General features: G+C 71.7%; 15 protein-coding genes and 1 pseudogene. 6 read left to right on the top strand and 10 right to left on the bottom strand.

Going from position 1 to position 16254, the window contains the following annotated elements; genetic code table 11:
- Nucleotides 1-421 precede the first annotated feature (421 nt).
- Nucleotides 422-919 (top strand): DapH/DapD/GlmU-related protein, encoded by a 498-nt coding sequence (locus tag MFF64_RS28330; RefSeq protein ID WP_099904068.1) that lies wholly within the window; start codon nt 422-424, stop codon nt 917-919.
- 159 nt (nt 920-1078) lie between these two features.
- On the opposite strand, the gene aqpZ is transcribed toward MFF64_RS28330, so the two are convergent.
- Together aqpZ and mutL are read right to left on the bottom strand one after the other, a co-directional pair.
- Nucleotides 1079-1813 (bottom strand): aquaporin Z, encoded by a 735-nt coding sequence (gene aqpZ, locus MFF64_RS28325; protein ID WP_099904070.1) that lies wholly within the window; start codon nt 1811-1813, stop codon nt 1079-1081.
- 719 nt (nt 1814-2532) lie between these two features.
- Nucleotides 2533-4497: a DNA mismatch repair endonuclease MutL gene (gene mutL, locus MFF64_RS28320; RefSeq protein WP_238192930.1), complete on the bottom strand. Its 1965-nt coding sequence runs from the start codon at nt 4495-4497 to the stop codon at nt 2533-2535.
- A gap of 74 nt (nt 4498-4571) precedes the next feature.
- On the opposite strand from mutL, the gene MFF64_RS28315 reads away from it, so the two are divergent.
- The 3 genes from MFF64_RS28315 to MFF64_RS28305 all read left to right on the top strand — a co-directional run bounded on the left by MFF64_RS28315 (nt 4572) and on the right by MFF64_RS28305 (nt 8356).
- Entirely contained in the window at nt 4572-5138 is a 567-nt protein-coding gene (locus MFF64_RS28315) for a GNAT family N-acetyltransferase (protein ID WP_099903294.1), read from the top strand.
- 114 nt (nt 5139-5252) lie between these two features.
- Complete coding sequence (locus tag MFF64_RS28310) at nt 5253-6869, top strand: outer membrane beta-barrel protein (protein ID WP_238192929.1); 1617 nt, start codon at nt 5253-5255, stop codon at nt 6867-6869.
- Nucleotides 6870-6979: 110 nt separating this feature from the next.
- Nucleotides 6980-8356, top strand: coding sequence for a TAXI family TRAP transporter solute-binding subunit (locus tag MFF64_RS28305; protein WP_425324352.1), 1377 nt, complete (start codon nt 6980-6982; stop codon nt 8354-8356).
- 3 nt (nt 8357-8359) lie between these two features.
- On the opposite strand, the gene MFF64_RS28300 is transcribed toward MFF64_RS28305, so the two are convergent.
- The 7 genes from MFF64_RS28300 to sdhC all read right to left on the bottom strand — a co-directional run bounded on the left by MFF64_RS28300 (nt 8360) and on the right by sdhC (nt 13277).
- The gene (locus MFF64_RS28300) at nt 8360-8977 is read right to left on the bottom strand and encodes an AprI/Inh family metalloprotease inhibitor (RefSeq protein ID WP_238192928.1); all 618 of its coding nucleotides are present in this window, start codon (nt 8975-8977) and stop codon (nt 8360-8362) included.
- Between the two features lie 185 nt (nt 8978-9162).
- Nucleotides 9163-9945 carry a succinate dehydrogenase iron-sulfur subunit gene (locus MFF64_RS28295; protein WP_099903689.1) on the bottom strand — a complete coding sequence of 261 codons (783 nt, stop codon included), beginning with the start codon at nt 9943-9945 and terminating at the stop codon, nt 9163-9165.
- A gap of 4 nt (nt 9946-9949) precedes the next feature.
- Nucleotides 9950-10321, bottom strand: a complete 372-nt coding sequence (locus MFF64_RS28290) for a DUF5615 family PIN-like protein (protein ID WP_273557178.1) — start codon at nt 10319-10321, stop codon at nt 9950-9952.
- A 5-nt stretch (nt 10322-10326) separates the two neighbouring features.
- Nucleotides 10327-10560 carry a DUF433 domain-containing protein gene (locus MFF64_RS28285; RefSeq protein WP_099903685.1) on the bottom strand — a complete coding sequence of 78 codons (234 nt, stop codon included), beginning with the start codon at nt 10558-10560 and terminating at the stop codon, nt 10327-10329.
- Between the two features lie 19 nt (nt 10561-10579).
- Nucleotides 10580-12406 (bottom strand): succinate dehydrogenase flavoprotein subunit, encoded by a 1827-nt coding sequence (sdhA, locus tag MFF64_RS28280; protein WP_238192927.1) that lies wholly within the window; start codon nt 12404-12406, stop codon nt 10580-10582.
- A gap of 23 nt (nt 12407-12429) precedes the next feature.
- The gene (gene sdhD, locus MFF64_RS28275; protein ID WP_099901048.1) at nt 12430-12843 is read right to left on the bottom strand and encodes a succinate dehydrogenase, hydrophobic membrane anchor protein; all 414 of its coding nucleotides are present in this window, start codon (nt 12841-12843) and stop codon (nt 12430-12432) included.
- A gap of 14 nt (nt 12844-12857) precedes the next feature.
- Nucleotides 12858-13277 (bottom strand): succinate dehydrogenase, cytochrome b556 subunit, encoded by a 420-nt coding sequence (gene sdhC / locus MFF64_RS28270; RefSeq protein WP_099901046.1) that lies wholly within the window; start codon nt 13275-13277, stop codon nt 12858-12860.
- 282 nt (nt 13278-13559) lie between these two features.
- Here sdhC and MFF64_RS28265 point away from each other — a divergent pair, with 282 nt between their 5' ends.
- Together MFF64_RS28265 and mntR are read left to right on the top strand one after the other, a co-directional pair.
- Complete coding sequence (locus MFF64_RS28265; RefSeq protein ID WP_238192926.1) at nt 13560-14450, top strand: LysR family transcriptional regulator; 891 nt, start codon at nt 13560-13562, stop codon at nt 14448-14450.
- A gap of 434 nt (nt 14451-14884) precedes the next feature.
- Nucleotides 14885-15343, top strand: a complete 459-nt coding sequence (mntR, locus tag MFF64_RS28260) for a manganese-binding transcriptional regulator MntR (RefSeq protein WP_099901484.1) — start codon at nt 14885-14887, stop codon at nt 15341-15343.
- 18 nt (nt 15344-15361) lie between these two features.
- Here the strand turns inward: mntR and MFF64_RS38060 are convergent.
- Nucleotides 15362-16210: pseudogene (locus tag MFF64_RS38060) on the bottom strand (methyl-accepting chemotaxis protein); the annotation flags it as partial.
- Nucleotides 16211-16254: the final 44 nt, after the last annotated feature.

Below are 16254 nucleotides of genomic sequence, written 5' to 3'. Positions count from 1 at the left end.
TCTGGATTCGGCGGCTCCCCCGCGGGTGCTGGTGGCCGCCGCGGACGGACACCCGGGATCTCTCGACCCCGAGGCCCCGCCCGTGACCCTCAGAGGTGTACGTCCGGCTCGCCCAGAGCCGGAACGTCGCGGAACGGCGTAGGCATGGCCCGAGAGCGCCCGGGAGGCGGAGGCCGGGATAAGCCCGATCGCCCACCCCTCCCCCTTTGGTGGCGGATCGGTCAGCGTCCCCTCCCTCCCGACGGAGGAGGCGCCTCCCCCGACGGTTGAGCGCCGGTCGCCGCCGCCCGCCCCGGCCGGTCGAGGAGCGCGCGGCCCGGCGCCCCCAAAGCCGGTGCTGCCGGCTGGCTCGGCCGCAGCCTAGGCTTCGGGTCGAGGCCCCAGATCGGCCTCGCGACATGGAAGACCGGAGCCCGCCCGCATGCCGATCACCGACGTATCCCTCGAGGAAGGCGCCAGCATCACGCATCCGGACCTCGTCGATCTCGCGGGCTGCCGCATCGGCGCTGGAGCGCGGATCGGGCCGTTCGTGCAGATCCGGCCGGGCAGCCGCGTCGGTGCGCGCTGCAAGGTCTCCTCGCACAGCGTGCTCGGCCCCTCTGTCGAGCTCGGCGAGGGCGTGTTCGTCGGCCACGGGGTGGTGATCGGCGATGGGGACGCGGGCAAGCTGGCATCCGGTGGTTCCCGCCCGACCCGGATCGGCCCCGGCGCGTCCTTGGGGTCGCGCGCCACGGTGCTGCCCGGCGTCGCGATCGGCCGGGGCGCGATGATCGGCGCCGGTGCCGTCGTCGGCGGCGACGTGCCGGATTTCGCCCTCGTGGTCGGCGTACCGGGCCGGGTCGTGGGCGACGCCCGCGACCGGCGCGGCCTCGAACCGCACGACCCGGCCGGGCGCCTCGACGAGGTGTCGGCCGGCTGAACTCGGCCGGCCGCTCCTCGCTCTTGTGTGCCGCAGCACCGTCGAACGGACGCGTTCGAGACGTGACGGCGAGCCCGAGCGGGCGCTGGCGCTGACGCGCCGAAGGCTCTGCCACCGAAGACTCTGCCACCGACGTGTCGACGGCAGAGCGCGCCGGTATCAGTGCGTCGCGGCGGCCGTCGGCACGCCGGTGACCTGCGCCGAGGGCTCCTCGCTCAGCCACCGGTACAGGATGCCGCCGAGCGCCCCGCCGATGATCGGCGCGACCCAGAACAGCCAGAGCTGCGCCATCGCCCAGCCGCCGGCGACGAGGGCCGGGCCGGTGCTGCGGGCCGGGTTGACCGAGAGGTTGGTGATCGGGATGCCGACGAGGTGCACGAGGGTGAGGCAGAGCCCGATCGCCAGCGGCGCGAAGCCCACCGGCGCCTTGCCGTGGGTGGCCCCCATGATCACGAACAGGAACATCAGGGTCAGCACCACCTCGGCGAGGAAGCACGCGACGAGGGAGTACTGCCCGGGCGAGTGCTCGCCGTAGCCGTTGGCGGCGAAGCCCTTGGCGAGGTCGAAGCCCGGCGCGCCGGAGGCGATCACGTAGAGCAGGCCCGCTGCCGCGACGCCGCCGACGAGCTGCGCGGCGATGTAGGGCACGATGTCCCGGGCCGGGAAGCGCCGCCCCGCGGCGAGCCCGATCGTCACAGCCGGGTTGAGGTGGCAGCCGGAGACGTGGCCGATGGCGTAGGCCATGGTGACCACGGTGAGGCCGAAGGCGGCCGACACCCCGAGCAGGCCGATCCCGACCTCCGGGAAGGCCGCCGCGACGACGGCGCTGCCGCAGCCGGCGAAGGTGAGCCAGAAGGTGCCGATCGCCTCGGCGGTGCATTTGCGGATGTCCATGGGCGTCTCCTCGTGTCGGATTCCCTCCCGTGCCGGGCTTCTGCCGGACCAGGGGGTGCGGGGACGTCGGCCGCGGGCATCCGGCCCGGATTCGGCGCCGTGCGCCGCCCGGATCCCTCGGAGGAGAGGCTAACCCAAGTATGATCGTGAGCTTTTATGCTCGCTCGATGTCCCTATAACGGACATCTCACTGCAACGGAATCACGAACCGCCGCCGCTGTACTGAACGGTGATGCGACCGATTGGTCGGGGCTGTACTCGGGCCGATACTGGCGCTGGCAGAGCAGCTGTTCGACGCTCGAGAGCTTCGATGCGAAGAAGATCGGGGCGCGCATCCCAGCATACCAACTGGCGCGGACCGGAACGGCATCATGGCATCTTGCGCAGGGCCGCCTCCAACCTGTCGTGCAGCCTCTCCGGCATGATTGAAACGAGTTCCGGAAGATCCCTTCCGAACTCGTCTCATACCCTCGCGCCCTGCCATCGACGCGTCGATGGCAGGGCGTCCAGCGCATCAGCGCCGGCGCCCGTTCGGGCTTGCCTTGCGCCTCCGAACCAGTCCGTTCGAAGGCGCGGCGGTATCAGCAGCCCGCGCGGCGCCTGAGCGAAGCCGATTTCCCCATTGCGAAGCAATCAATCCGAAATCGTATCATGCGATCTTAGGTGGGCAGCACGCGGTCCGGGACGCCCTCCCCCGGACTCCCTGGCAAGGACAGGGCTCAACGCCGGCCGAACAACCGCTCCACGTCCGACAGCTTCAGCTCGACATAGGTCGGGCGGCCGTGATTGCACTGGCCGGAGAACGGCGTCGCCTCCATCTCGCGCAGGAGGGCGTTCATCTCCTCCGGCCGCAGGCGGCGGCCGGCCCGGATCGAGCCGTGGCAGCTCATCCGCGACAGGACGGCGTCGAGGCGGCGGGCGAGCGGGTCGGCCCCGCCCTCGGTGAGCGCGTCGACCACGTCGGTGAGGAGCGCCCGCAAGGACCCGCCGGCCAGCGCCGCGGGCACCTCCCGCACCAGCACCGCGCCGTGGCCGAAGGCCTCGAGCACGAGGCCGAGATCCTGCAGAGACTCGGCCGCATCGGCGAGCCGGTCGGCCTCGACGGGATCGAGCTCGACCACCTCGGGGATCAGCAGGATCTGGCGGGCGATGCCGCCCCTGGCTCGCTCGCGCTTCAGCCGCTCGTAGACCAGCCGCTCGTGGGCGGCGTGCTGATCGACGATGACGATCCCGTCCCGGGTCTGGGCGATGATGTAGGTCTCGTGCAGCTGCGCCCGCGCCGCGCCCAAGGGGTGCTGCTCCGCCGGATGGGCGGTCGCCTCGGACGCGGGCGCACGCTGGTCGGCGCTCGGCAGGGCGAGGTCGCCGGCGAAATATGCCTGCGCCGCCTCGCCGAAGCCGCTCGTCGGCGCCTCGTAGGCGGCCTGGTCCGGCTCCCGGGCCTCCCAGGGCACAGCCTCCCGAGGCACGGACTGGAAGTCGCGCGCGACCTCCTCCGGCAAGCCCGGGTCGGCCGGCCTAAACGGCGCCGTCTCGTCGCGGCGCGCGAACAGGCTCGCGGGCGGGCGTGCCGCGGCCGACGGCAACGAGACCGGCACCGGCGCCACCGCCGGCCGCAGGCTCTCCAGGGTGCGGGCCGCCACCGTGCCGGAACTGCGCCCGCCCTCCCGGCGCAGGGCCTCGTGGATGGCGCTGACGATGAGTCCGCGCACCAGGCCGGGATCGCGGAAGCGCACCTCGGTCTTGGCCGGATGGACGTTGACGTCGACCAGGGCCGGGTCGCAGGTGAGCGCCAGCGCCAGCACCGGGTGGCGGTCGGAGGCCATCACGTCGGCGTAAGCGCCACGCACCGCCGAGAGCAGCAGCCGGTCGCGCACCGGGCGGCCGTTGACGACGAAATGGACGTGGGTGGCCGCCGCCCGGTGGAAGGTCGGCAGGCCGACATGGCCGTCGAGGGCGAAGGCCTCCCTCTCGAGACTCAGGGGCGCCGAGTTCTCGCCGAATTCCGGCCCCAGCACCGCGACGAGACGGCGCAGCCACGAGCCCGGTCCGGTCTCGGCCGGGAAGACGAGGCCGGCAGAGGATGAGTTCTCCCCCGTGAGGGTGAAGCGGATCTGCGGATGAGCGACCGCAAGGCGGCGCAGGATCTCCCCCACCGCGGTCGCTTCCGCCCGGTCGGACTTGAGGAATTTCAGCCGCGCCGGGGTGGCGGCGAACAGGTCCGTCACCTCGATCCGGGTGCCGGGCTGGGCGGCCGCCGGCCGCACCGGGCCCTTGTGGCCGGCATCGACCACGATCACGTGGCCGCTCTCGGCGCCGGGAACCCGCGAGGTGATGGCGAGGCGGGCCACGGCGCCGATCGACGGCAGGGCCTCGCCGCGGAAGCCCAGGGTGTCGATGCGCTCGAGGTCGCCGTCCGGCAGCTTCGAGGTGGCGTGGCGCTCGACCGCGAGGGCGAGATCCTCAGGCCCCATGCCGCCGCCGTCGTCGACGACCCGGATCAGCTTGCGCCCACCGGCCGCGATCGTCACCGCGATGCTGGAGGCCCCTGCATCGACCGCGTTCTCGACCAGTTCCTTGACGGCCGAGGCCGGCCGCTCGACCACCTCGCCGGCGGCGATGCGGTCGACGAGCACCGGGTCGAGGCGGCGGACCTGCGGCCGTCCGGGGGATGAAGGAGCCATGGCCGGAATATAAGGTTTTGCAACGCCCGCCAGAAGGTGCGGGACCCCGCGTTTCCACTGGATGGATCAAGGCGATGGCGCAGGATGATCGGACCCGGGATGATGGGACGTCCGACGACGTGATGCTTCGCCTCTGCCGGGAGGACGACATTCCCGCGGTGACGGCGATCTACTTCCACGCGGTCGCCACCGGCCGGGCCTCGTTCGAGCTCGAGCCGCCGGACGAGGCCGAGATGGGCCGGCGCCGGGCGGCGCTGGTTGCCGGCGGCTACCCCTATCTCGTCGCAGAGCGGGCGGGCGCGGTGGTGGGCTACGCCTATGCGGGCCCCTACCGCACCCGACCGGCCTATCGCGGCACCGTGGAGACCTCCGTCTATCTGCGGCCGGACCAGGCCGGGCGCGGCCTCGGCCGGCGCCTGCTGGAACGGCTGATCGCCGAGGCGACGGCGGCGGGGTTTCGCCAGATGGTGGCGGTGATCGGGGATTCGCACAACGTCGCCTCGATCGCCCTGCACGCCGCCCTCGGCTTCCGGCATGTCGGGGTGCTGACCTCCGTCGGCTGGAAGCACGGCACCTGGCTCGACACCGTGCTGATGCAGCGCCCGCTCGGCCCAGGTGACGGGACCCCGCCGGATCGATGAGGGAAAACTCTGTCCTCGCGTCAGTTACGGGGACTTAACCCTGTCGGTTGTAACGCTCTTAACCATGATGGCCCGCCGGACGTGACGGGCCCGGCGGAGCGGAGCGGCAGGCCCGTGGCGGATGAGCGGCGAACACCCGGACAGGCCGGCCCCGGCATCCCGGCCCTGGTTCTGGCGGCCTGCCTCCTCGCCGCGGGTCCGGTCGAGGCCCAGGTCGCGGCCTCGGATCCGGGTCAGGGATTTGGCCAGGGGCTGGGCCAGGGGCTGGGCCAGGCGACCGATCCGAGCCTGGCCGGCCCGCTTCCGGGCGGCCGGGATCCCGGCACCTTCGCCCTGCGCGCCGCCAATCCGGCGCTCCAGGGCAGCCTGGCCCGCGGCGTCGCCCGTCCGGGCGCGTCGTCCCGCTTCGGCACCCGGCCGCGCACGCCAGCGCAGCGCCGCACGCGCCCGCCCACCACCGCCATCACCCGCCAGGCGACCCAGCAGGGCATCGCCGAGGACGCGCGCCTGCGTCCGACCGTGCAGATCCCGGTCTCGGGCCTGCCCGACATCGCCGGAGCGGTGCCGCTGCTGCGCCGGCGCACGATCGACCCCCTCGATCCCTACGGGCCGCTCGGCATCCGGGTCGGCGGCCTCACCCTGTTCCCGGCCCTGCAGCAGAGCGTCGGCTACGATTCCAACCCCGACCGCTCGATCTACCGCCGCGGCTCGATGGCCCTGCGCAGCCAGGGCGAGCTGCGCGTCGAGAGCGACTGGTCGTCCCACGCGCTCACCGGCGAGGCGCGCTTCGGCTACTTCAACTACCCGGACAACCGCAACGCCAACCGGCCGGACGGCGACGGCGCGATGCGCCTGCGCCTCGACGTCGCCCGCGACACCCGGGTCGATGTCGAGGGCCGCTACGCCCTCACGACCCAGCGCGCCGGCAGCCCGGACCTGAGCGCCCAGGTCCGGGACCGGCCGCTCGTCGCCGCCTATGGCGGAACGGTCGGGCTGACGCAGAGCTTCAACCGGCTGCAGGTCACGGTGGCGGGCCTGATCGACCGCCAGACCTTCGAGAACGCCCAGCTCGCTGACGGCACGCTCCTGCGCCAGGACGACCGCAACGCCAACCAGTACGGCCTGCGCCTGCGCACCGGCTACGAGATCCGCCCCGGCTTCACCCCCTTCGTCGACACCCTGGTCGACACGAGGGTGCACGATTTCGCGGTCGACCAGTCCGGGCTGCGCCGCGATTCCGACGGCATCACGGTCCGCGCCGGCTCGAGCTTCGAGGTCAGCCGGCTCCTCCTCGGCGAGGTCTCCGGCGGCTACCTGACGCGCCGCTTCGTCGACAGCCGGCTGCGCGACGTCACCGGCCCGGTGATCGACGGGTCGGTCACCTGGGCGGCGACCGCCCTCACCTCGCTTCGGGTCGGCGCCTCGACCGGCGTGCTCGAGACGATCGTGCCGGGAGCGAGCGGCATCCTCACCCGCACCGCCGTCGCCGAACTCACCCACGACCTGCGCCGAAACCTGCGCCTGACCCTCACAGGCACCCTGATCAGCAACGACTACCAGGGCACCAGCATCCGCGAGCAGGGCTACAGCGCCGGCGTCAGGCTCGACTACCGCCTCAACCGCTGGCTCGGCGTCCGCGCGAGCTACGCCCGCGAGTTGCTGCGCAGCACCGCGGTCGGGTCGAGCTACCATTCGGACACGTATCTGGTGGGGGTGCGGGTCAACCCGTAGGCGCAGTTCACCCTGCGACACGCGCGCAGCGCAACCCGGACCGCCCTCCCCCCGTTTGCTTCCGATCGAGGCCGTGAGGCCCCGGCCCGATGGGAGGGCGTGTCCGCGCGATGATGAGAGCGTTCCGGCCCGAGCGCATCTTCCTGGTCACCAGCCTGGTGCTCACCATCGCGGCGGCGGTGGCCCTGTACGTGTTGCAGGCGACCACGCTCACCATCGCGGTGGCGCCGCGGGACGGGACCGAGCCGGCGCTGATCCGCGCCTATGCGGACGCCCTGAAGAGCACCCACAAGGGGGTACGCCTCAAGATCCTGCCCTTCGATGACGTGCGCGAGAGCGCCAAGGCCCTGGAGCAGGGGAAGGCCGACCTCGCGGTGGTGCGGCCGGACGTCGACCTGCCGGCGAACGGCCTGACGCTCGCGATCCTGCGCGACCAGGCGATGCTGATCGCCTCGCCGGCGCCGTCCGGCATCACGACATTTCCGGGCCTCGCCCGCAAGCGCCTCGGCATCGTGGCCCATCGCGACGCCGACCTGTGGCTGCTCAAGAGCCTGATGGGCTATTACGGCCTCACCCTGCAGGAGGGCGGCACGGGTCCGATTCCCGCCGGCCAGGTGCGGCTGGTGCCGCTGGCGGAGGAGGACCTCGCCGCCGCCTTGGCGCAGAAACGCATCGACGCCGTGGTGGCGGTGATCGCGCCCGCCGCCCCGATGGCGCTCCGTCTCGTCGGTACGGTCCAGGCGGCGAGCCGGACCCGCAAGGTCGATTTCGTCGGCGTCGAGGACGGGCCGGCGATCATCGAGCGCCTGCCGCGGCTCCAGGCGGTGACGGTGCCGGCCGGCCTGTTCGGCGGCAGCCCGAAGGTGCCTGAGGACGAGGTGAAGACGGTGGGCGCCTCCTATCGGCTGATGGCCAAGGCCTCGATGAGCCGCACCGTGGCGGCGGACGTCACCCAGCACCTGTTCGAGTTGCGCTCGCGCCTCTCCGACGCGACGCCGGCGGCGGATTACGTCGCGGCGCCCGCCTACGAGACCACCGCCGAGGCGACCAGCGCGCGGCTGCCGATCCATCCCGGCGCCATCGACTACTACGAGCGCGAGCAGCAGGGCTTCATCGAACGCTACGGCGACTGGATCTACCTCGTGGCGGTGCTCGGCGGCGGCTTCGGCTCGGCGCTCGCCTGGCTGCGCCAGCGCCTGCGGCGGCTGCGGCGCGAGCGCATCGACGTGGTGATGGACCGCCTGCTCGAGATCCTGGCCGAGGCTCGCCGGGCGGATGCCGCCGGCCTCGACGCCCTGACCGGGGAGGTCGATACCCTGGCGGCGGACGTGGTGCGCTACACCCGCGAGCGCGAGACCGACACCCGCACCATGGCGGCGGTGATGATCGCGATCGAGACCGCCCGCTCCACCATCGCGGATTGCCGCCGGATGGCCGGCGAGGCGGTGCCGCCGCGGCCGGCCTTCCGCCTCAGCGCGGCGGAATGACCCCTACCGCACCATCGCGAGCGGCGCGCCGGACTTCGACAGGGCGCCGTCCATGGCGCCACCCGCCGGGCGCAGCCGCGCCGCGACGGTGCCGCCCGGCTGGTAGAGGTAGACCTCGCCATCGCGAAAATCCCAGGCCGTGACCTTGGCGAGGTCCTTGTTGGTGCAGCCGGTGGACGAGGCCTTGTAGAGGTCGAGGGCCGGGGTGCTCGCCAGGTTGACCCGGCAGCTCGCGCCGGTGGCGTCCTTGGCGGTCCAGCCGCCGACCACGGCCGAGCGCCCGCCGCCCGCCACGACCGGGGGCGCCGGCGGGGGCGCGATGGCGGCCTGCTGCTGCACCGGCGGCGGGCCCGGCTCGGCCATGATCGGGCCGGAGGGATTGGCGACGACCGGTCCGGGGGCGGCGGCGGCGCCCGGCGGCGGCGCCAGCGGCGCGGAGGTGACCGGGCCGGAGGACAGGCCGGGGCCAAGATCCGGCTCCTCGGGCGGCAGCGGCCGGGCCGGGCGCGCGGCGGGCCGCGCCGAGGCGTTGAGCCCGGTGTCGAAGCGCGACGAGGAGCAGGCGCCGGCGCTCGCGGCGAGGGCCAGGGCGGCGACGGTGCAGAGGATCTGACGCGGCATCGAGGGGTCCTGCGAGGGCCTTTGGGCGGGCGGCGACTGTCGGGGATCGTTGGTCCCCGGGAAATACGATCCCGCGAAGGCGCGTGCAGGGCTTTCCCCAACGACAAAGGCGCCCGGAGGCGCCTTTTCGAGAGGGTGTGGCCGACAGGACCCAGTCGGCCGCACAGGGGGATCCTCGGCGAGGATCAGACCTCGCGGGCCACCATCATCTTCTTGATCTCGGCGATGGCCTTGGCCGGGTTCAGGCCCTTCGGGCAGGTGTTGGCGCAGTTCATGATGGTGTGGCAGCGATAGAGCCGGAACGGGTCGTGCAGCCCGTCGAGGCGCTCGCCGGTATTCTCGTCGCGGCTGTCGATCAGCCAGCGATAGGCCTGGAGCAGGGCTGCCGGGCCGAGGAAGCGGTCGCCGTTCCACCAGTAGCTCGGGCACGAGGTGGTGCAGCAGGCGCACAGGATGCACTCGTAGAGCCCGTCGAGCCGCGCGCGGTCCTCGGGGGTCTGGCGCCACTCCTTCTCGGGCGAGGGCGTCTCGGTCTGCAGCCAGGGCTCGATCGCCGCGTGCTGGGCGAAGAACGCGGTCAGGTCCGGCACCAGATCCTTCAGCACCGGCATGTGCGGCAGCGGATAGATCTTGATCTGCCCGGACTTGCAGTCGTCGATGCCGAGGGTGCAGGCGAGCGTGTTCTGCCCCATGATGTTCATGGCGCAGGAGCCGCAGATGCCCTCGCGGCACGAGCGCCGGAAGGTCAGGGTCGGGTCGACCTTGTTCTTGATCCACAGCAGGGCGTCGAGGACCATCGGGCCGCAATCGTCGCGATCGACGTAGTAGGTGTCGATCCGCGGATTGGCACCGTCGTCCTGGTTCCAGCGGTAGATGCGGAACTCCTGGATGGTCTTGGCGCCGGCCGGCTTCGGCCAGGTTTTGCCCTCGGTGTACTGGGAGCCTTTGGGGAGATTGAACTGGGCCATCTGTCTATGCCTGATCGGTGCGGTCGAGCCCGAGGGGACGCAGCCGCACCCGTCCGGTCTCGATGGTGAGGAGGGCTCCGGAGAGCAGGTCCGCCTGCGCCCCGTCGATCGCGCGCGCGACGAGCGGGCCGACCCGTCCGGGCAGCGTGGCTCCCGTGCGGAGCTGGATGATGCTCGGCGCGGTCGCATCCGACCGCGCCAGGGCGATTCCGAAATCAAGATCGGCCGTCATGACGGTGCGACCGGACGCTCGAGCCCAATCGATGATGTCGGTGTCGGGGGCGTCCTCGGCCCCGACCGCAGACCAATGGACGGCGTCGTGTCCCAGGCTCTCAAGGTACGGGACCCAGGAGGGTGCGAGGTTCATGTCGACCACGATCCTCACGCCGCCGGCTCGAGAGCGATTTCGCGCTCCTGCGCCATCCAGGCCGCGTAGCGGAGGGCTTCAAGCACGTCCTCGCGCTCGAGGTAGGGGTAGGACGCCAGCAGCTCGTCGATGCCGACGCCCTCGCCGAGATTCCCCAGGATCATCGCCACCGTCACCCGCTTGCCGCGGATGCAGGCCTTCCCGGCCATGACGGCCGGGTCGCGGGTGATACGGGGGAACTCGGTCATCGATCCCTCCAGTTCGGCCTCAGTACACGCGCGCCTTCGGCTCGATATACGCGATGTCGTTCGACATCGTGTAGGTGTGGACCGGCCGGTAATCGATCGCGACCTTGCGAGCGTCGGGGTCGAGCCAGGCCAGGGTGTGCTTCATCCACTGCTTGTCGTCGCGGTCCGGGAAGTCCTCGCGGGCGTGAGCGCCGCGGGACTCGGTGCGGTTGGCCGCCGATTCCATGGTGACGACGGCCTGGCCGATCAGGTTGTCGAACTCCAGGGTCTCCAGGAGATCGGTGTTCCAGACCAGCGAGCGGTCGGTGACCTTCACGTCCTCGGCGCCGGCCCAGACCTTGTGGATCAGGCCCTTGCCCTCCTCCAGCACCTCGCCGGTGCGGAACACGGCGCAGTTGTTCTGCATCGTCTTCTGCATCTCGAGGCGCAGCTCCGCCGTCGGCGTGCCGCCATTGGCGTAGCGGAAGCGGTCGAGGCGGCCGAGCGCCTTGTCGGCGGAGTCCTTCGGCAGCTCCGGCAGGCGGCCGCCCTTCTCCACCGTCTCGGCGCAGCGCAGGCCGGCGGCGCGGCCGAACACCACAAGATCGATGAGCGAGTTCGAGCCCAGGCGGTTGGCGCCGTGGACCGAGACGCAGGCCGCCTCGCCGATCGCCATCAGGCCCGGCACCACGTGATCGGGGTTGCCGTCCTTCAGGGTCAGCACCTCGCCGTGATAGTTCGTCGGGATGCCGCCCATGTTGTAGTGCACGGTTGGGATGACCGGGATCGGCTCCTTGGTCACGTCGACGCCGGCGAAGATCTTGGCGCTCTCGGAGATGCCGGGCAGGCGCTCGTGCAGGATCTTCGGGTCGAGGTGGTCGAGGTGGAGGAAGATGTGGTCCTTGTTCTTGCCCACGCCGCGGCCGGCGCGGATCTCCATGGTCATCGAGCGGGAGACCACGTCGCGCGAGGCGAGGTCCTTGGCGGACGGAGCGTAGCGCTCCATGAAGCGCTCACCCTCGGAATTGGTCAGGTAACCGCCCTCGCCGCGCGAGCCTTCCGTGATGAGGCAGCCGGCGCCGTAGATGCCGGTCGGATGGAACTGGACGAACTCCATGTCCTCGAGAGCGAGGCCCGCCCGCAGCACCATGGCGTTGCCGTCGCCGGTGCAGGTATGGGCCGAGGTCGCCGAGAAATAGGCGCGGCCGTAGCCGCCGGTGGCGAGCACCGTCATGGCGGCGCGGAAGCGGTGGATCTCGCCGGTCGCCTGGTCGATGGCAATCACGCCACGGCAGCGCCCCTCCTCGTCCATGATCAGGTCGAGGGCGAAGTACTCGATGAAGAAGTTCGTCTGCGCCTTCACGGCCTGGCCGTAGAGGGTGTGCAGCATGGCGTGGCCGGTGCGGTCGGCCGCCGCGCAGGTGCGCTGGGCGGTGCCCTTGCCGTAATCGGTGGTCATGCCGCCGAACGGACGCTGGTAGATCTTGCCCTCGGCGGTGCGCGAGAACGGCACGCCCCAATGCTCGAGTTCGTAGACCGCGGCCGGGGCGTTGCGCACCAGGTACTCGATCGCGTCCTGGTCGCCGAGCCAGTCCGACCCCTTCACGGTGTCGTACATGTGCCAGCGCCAGTCGTCCGGGCCCATGTTGCCGAGCGAGGCCGAGATGCCGCCCTGCGCCGCCACGGTGTGCGAGCGGGTCGGGAACACCTTGGTGATGCAGGCGGTGCGCAGGCCCGCCTGCGAGCAGCCGACGGTGGCGCGAAGGCCCGCGCCGCCGGCGCCGACGATCACCACGTCGAAGGTGTGGTCGATGATGGTGTACGCCTTGCCGTTCTGGGCCGGCGCGGCGGAAGCGGAGGAGGCCATGGGGAGGTTCCTGACGGCTGGCGTTACGCGAAGGCCCGCAGGCTCACGCGCACGATCGCGTAGAGGCAGGCGACCGCGACGACGACGCAGTAGAAGTTGTTGGCGATGACCGCGGCGATGCGCAGGCCCTTGTCGTGGACGTAGTCCTCGATGACGATCTGCAGGCCCATCCGCATGTGGTTGGTGACCGAGAGGACGCCAAGGATCAGCAGGATCGCGACCAGCGGGTGCGACACCAGGGCGACCGCCTCCGGATAGGGCCGGCCGGCCATCAGGGCGACGATCACCACGAAGGCGAGGACGAGGGGCACGTTGGAGACCGCGGTGACGCGGTGCATCCACCACTCGCGGGTGCCGTGATGCGCGGGCCCGAGGCCGCTGACGCGGGCGCGCGGGGTGCGGATCGAGGGGCGGATGTCGGGGCGGTTGTCGACCATCTGTCAGTCGTCCTTCAGCGGGCCACCAGGGCGACGATCCAGACCAGAACGGTCAGGGCGACCGACCCGATCAGGGTGAAGCGGGCCATCGCGATGCGGGTGCCGGGCTCCATGCCGTGGCCGAAATCCCAGACCAGGTGGCGGATGCCGCCGAGCATGTGGTGCAGCAGGATCCAGGTGTAGACGAACAGGATCAGCCGCCCGAGGATCGAGCCGAAGAACCACGCCACCGGGCCGTAGGCGCCGGGGCCGGCGGCGAGCGCCACGAGCCACAGGGCGAGCAGAGCCGTGCCGCCGTAGAGCGCGACGCCGGTGATGCGGTGCGCCACCGACATCGCCATGGTCCAGGTCCAGCGATAGATCTGGAGGTGGGGCGAGAGCGGTCGCACGACCGGTCTGCCGGCGGGGTTCGTGGGCCTTGCGGTGTCCGCCATCGTGATCCTCGAAAGTCCTGGTCTGTACCGGCTCTAAACTGGGTCACCTACCGGCTCCGCCGCGCGAGCGCAACGCGGCCGTCGACCCGCGCCGGCGACAGATGCATCCGCCTGTCTCTCTGGAACGCGTCCAATTCGCAATGCGGTTCTCGTTGACCCAGGCTTCGTCATCCGCGAAGGCTCGGGGCCCCTCTGGTCATCGTGGGCCGGCGCGCTCTACCTTCGTGGCCGGCGAAACGAACGACCGGACACGGGCCATCGATGCCTGAGGGAGGCGCCGCCATGCATTTTGATCTCGTCGACCTCAGCCTGTTCCGCCACGTGGTCGAGGCGGGCTCGATCACCCACGGGGCGAACCGCGCGAACCTGGCACTCGCCGCGGCGAGCCACCGCATCCGCAGCATGGAGGCGTCGCTCGGCGCCGCCCTCCTCACCCGGGCGCGGCTTGGCGTCACCCCGACCCCGGCCGGGCGCACGCTGCTCGCCCATGCCCGCCAGATCCTCGGCAATGTCGAGCGGCTGCAGGGGGACCTCGCCGCCTTCGCGGGCGGGGCAGCGGGGCAGATCCGGGTCCTGTCCAACACCAACGCGCTCACCGAGTTCCTGCCCGAGGTGCTCTCGGCCTACCTCACGCAGCATCCGGGGGTGAGCGTCGACATCGAGGAGCGCCTGTCGGACGAGATCGTCGGGCTCGTCGCCGAGGGCGCGGCGGATCTCGGCCTTGTCGCCGGCACGGTTGAGACCGGCAGCCTCGCGACCTACCCGTTCCGCCGCGACCGGTTCGTGCTGGTGGTGGCCGAAGGCCATCCGCTGGCGACACGGACCTCGGTAACCTTCGCGGAGGTGCTGGGCCACGACCTCGTCGGGCTCGACCGGGCGAGCGCGCTCACCCGCTTCCTCGCGGCCAAGGCCGGGCGCAGCGGCCAGCCCCTGCGCCTGCGGGTCCAGCTGCGCGGCTTCGACGCGGTCTGCCGCCTGGTCGAGTGCCGGGTCGGCCTCGGCATCGTGCCGGAGACGACTGCGCGCCGGGCCGCCCGCACCATGGGGATCGCCATCGTGGCCCTGGAGGACCCGTGGGCGGTGCGCGACCTCACGATCTGCCTGCGCGACCTCGCCGCCCTGCCCCCCTTCGCCCAGGACTTCATCGCCCATCTGCGAGCGCCGGCGGCGTGAGACGCGGCGCGGGGGCGAACCGGATCATGCGGGACTCTCCCTGTCTCCCGAGCAGGGCCCGCGTTCCGGGCAGACCCTGATCGCAGGACGGAGCAGCCGCGACCAGGCCACGACAGGACGGCGCCTCGCGAGCCCATAGTGGAGATTGGGTCGATGAAGTCGACGTGAAATCGATCGCGGGAGTCGAGACAAACATCAAGCGCTCCGCGGTCCGCGCGATTGTGGATCGATCACGCGGCGTCCCGGCCTCGACTTGCCCCGGGAGCGTCGGCCCTCGCCTCTCCTTGCGGGCGGGCAGGGGACGAAATTCTCGACATTCCCGTGGGACACCGGGCCGCGCGGGTGCCGCCCTCTGCACACCCGGCCCGTCCTCGGCTAAGAAGACCACGGACCCGAGGGCGGATCACGCAGCAGAGGCGGTAGAAGCGAATTCCATGCAGGACCCCGATCACCCGCGCGAGCCTGCCGCCCTGGTCGATGCCGAGGCGCATTCCGCCGGCTTCCGGCAGGTGCGCGAGGCGCGCCGGCTCGAGCTGGTCGAGGATTACGTCGAGCTGATCGCCGACCTGATTGGCGACGGCGGCGAGGCACGCCAGGTCGACATCGCCGCCCGCCTCGGCGTAGCGCAACCGACCGTGGCCAAGATGCTCAAGCGCCTGGCCGAGGATGGGCTGGTGCAGCAGCGGCCCTACCGGGGCGTGTTCCTCACCGAGGCCGGCCGTGCGCTGGCCGCGGAGGCGCGGGAGCGCCACCGCATCGTCGAATCGTTCCTGCTCGCCCTCGGCGTCAGCCCGGACGTGGCACGCTGCGACGCAGAGGGCATCGAGCACCATGTCAGCGGCGAGACCCTGGAGGCGTTCCGCCGCTTCACCGCCGCCCGGACCGTGGCCTGAGCGGCGGCCGACGGGCGGTCAGGCCGCCCGGACATTCCGGAGGAAGGCCTCGGTCTGCGCGCTCAGCTCGCGGGTGCGATCCGACACCTCGGACGAGGCGGTGGTCACCCGTGCGGCGGTCCGGCCGGTCTCCTCGGCGGAGGCCGACACGCTGGCGGTGCCGCTCATCACGTCCCCCGCGCCGGCGGCGGCCTGGGAGACGTTGCGGACGATCTCCTGGGTCGCGGCGTTCTGCTCCTCCACCGCGGCGGCGATCGCCGTCGTCACGCTGCTGATCTCGCGGATGCGGGCGCCGAAGCCGCCGATCGCCGATACGGCCTGCGCGGTCGAATCCTGGATCCGGGCGATCTGCGAGGAGATCTCGTCGGTGGCCTTGGCGGTCTGGTTGGCGAGTTCCTTGACCTCGGCGGCGACCACCGCGAAGCCCCGTCCCGCCTCGCCGGCACGCGCCGCCTCGATCGTGGCGTTGAGCGCCAGGAGGTTCGTCTGCCCGGCGATCGAGGAGATCAGGCTCACCACGTCGCCGATCTTGCTCACCGCGCCGCTCAGCTCCTGCACCAGGCGCGCGGTTCCATCCGCCTCGACCACCGCCGCCTCGGCGAGGGCCGCCGAGCCCTGGACCTGGCGGCCGATCTCGGTGACGGAGCTGCCCAGCTCCTCCGAGGCCGCCGCGACCGTGCCGATATTGGTCGAGGTCTGCGTGGCGGAGCCCGCCACCGCGCTCGAACGGGCGCTGGTCTGGTCGGCAGTGCCGGCCATCGAGGCGGCGGCTGCCTGCATCTCCGCGGCGGCCTTCGACAGGCTGGCGAACAGGGCGTGGGAGTCCTGCGCGAAGCCGGCGACCATCTCGTCGATCCGCTTGGCCCGCGCCTCGTCGTTGGTCTTGATGTCCATCTCGGCCTGGATGTCGA

Origin of the sequence: Methylobacterium frigidaeris (genome assembly GCF_022179185.1) — a bacterium.
In the GTDB taxonomy this organism is placed as follows: Bacteria; Pseudomonadota; Alphaproteobacteria; order Rhizobiales; family Beijerinckiaceae; genus Methylobacterium; species Methylobacterium frigidaeris.
This window is presented reverse-complemented; position numbering and strand designations above follow the sequence as displayed.

Excerpts from the sequence above, each read along its gene's own strand:
- MFF64_RS28330 (WP_099904068.1), top strand. The coding sequence starts at position 422 with ATGCCGATCACCGACGTATCCCTCGAGGAAGGCGCCAGCATCACGCAT.
- aqpZ (WP_099904070.1), bottom strand. The coding sequence starts at position 1,813 with ATGGACATCCGCAAATGCACCGCCGAGGCGATCGGCACCTTCTGGCTC.
- mutL (WP_238192930.1), bottom strand. The coding sequence starts at position 4,497 with ATGGCTCCTTCATCCCCCGGACGGCCGCAGGTCCGCCGCCTCGACCCG.
- MFF64_RS28315 (WP_099903294.1), top strand. The coding sequence starts at position 4,572 with ATGGCGCAGGATGATCGGACCCGGGATGATGGGACGTCCGACGACGTG.
- MFF64_RS28305 (WP_425324352.1), top strand. The coding sequence starts at position 6,980 with ATGATGAGAGCGTTCCGGCCCGAGCGCATCTTCCTGGTCACCAGCCTG.
- MFF64_RS28300 (WP_238192928.1), bottom strand. The coding sequence starts at position 8,977 with ATGCCGCGTCAGATCCTCTGCACCGTCGCCGCCCTGGCCCTCGCCGCG.
- MFF64_RS28295 (WP_099903689.1), bottom strand. The coding sequence starts at position 9,945 with ATGGCCCAGTTCAATCTCCCCAAAGGCTCCCAGTACACCGAGGGCAAA.
- MFF64_RS28285 (WP_099903685.1), bottom strand. The coding sequence starts at position 10,560 with ATGACCGAGTTCCCCCGTATCACCCGCGACCCGGCCGTCATGGCCGGG.
- sdhA (WP_238192927.1), bottom strand. The coding sequence starts at position 12,406 with ATGGCCTCCTCCGCTTCCGCCGCGCCGGCCCAGAACGGCAAGGCGTAC.
- sdhD (WP_099901048.1), bottom strand. The coding sequence starts at position 12,843 with ATGGTCGACAACCGCCCCGACATCCGCCCCTCGATCCGCACCCCGCGC.
- sdhC (WP_099901046.1), bottom strand. The coding sequence starts at position 13,277 with ATGGCGGACACCGCAAGGCCCACGAACCCCGCCGGCAGACCGGTCGTG.
- MFF64_RS28265 (WP_238192926.1), top strand. The coding sequence starts at position 13,560 with ATGCATTTTGATCTCGTCGACCTCAGCCTGTTCCGCCACGTGGTCGAG.
- mntR (WP_099901484.1), top strand. The coding sequence starts at position 14,885 with ATGCAGGACCCCGATCACCCGCGCGAGCCTGCCGCCCTGGTCGATGCC.